This window comes from Salinimicrobium oceani (genome assembly GCF_012037645.1).
This window is the reverse complement of record NZ_JAAVJR010000152.1, coordinates 1-691: the sequence shown is the minus strand read 5'-3', so window position 1 is coordinate 691 and position 691 is coordinate 1. Positions and strand designations below refer to the sequence as shown.

At 40.4% G+C, this 691-nt stretch carries 1 protein-coding gene; it reads right to left on the bottom strand.

The genetic code is table 11. The annotated features are described in order from the left end of the window. Positions 1–691: outer membrane beta-barrel family protein (locus tag HC175_RS15965; protein ID WP_168139404.1), on the bottom strand; the 691-nt coding region annotated here is incomplete at both ends.

Below are 691 nucleotides of genomic sequence, written 5' to 3'. Positions count from 1 at the left end.
AAAAGTGAGGCTGTGATTTTCATTGAAATTATGCTGCAGGTAGAAAGTCGGGAAAAGTTCAAAATATTCCCGGTCATCAATCTGCTCCATGGAACGGGAATCTCCTGTACGATCTGTATATTCCCCTCTAAGTCCAGCCTTAGCGCTCCATTTGCTCCAATCTTTCGCAATACTCACATAGCCGGCATAGATCTTCTCATCATATAAAAATTCATCCCACTGCAACGCTCCTTCCTCAATATCGGGATATGCACCCATATAGTCAATTCGGCTTTCCGAATCGATTATAGATGCTTTTAGTCCGCTTTCAAAGCTGGTACCTCCTATTGGGGTGATGTAATCTAATTGGGCCGTATAAATATTAATGGATTGATCTGCATCTGTAAAGAAACTGTTCTCGTCTAAAGGACCATCAAATTCCTGGAAGGTAGTAAAAATGGCCTGGTCCCTGTTCTGGTCAAAACGTGTGTAATGCACCTTTGCAGATACCTCTGCCCCTGCTTTATCTAGAAGATGTTTATATTCTAAATCAAGAGCAACATTAGAAAGATCATCATCCAGCGAACTCTCAGTAAGAAGACTATTATCTTCATTTCCCGATTCCCGTATCCGGGAATAAACTGTATTGTCAAAGGTTTTATTTGGGGAAAAGCTAAGACTGGAAGTGAAATGCAAAACATTTTTATCGTTA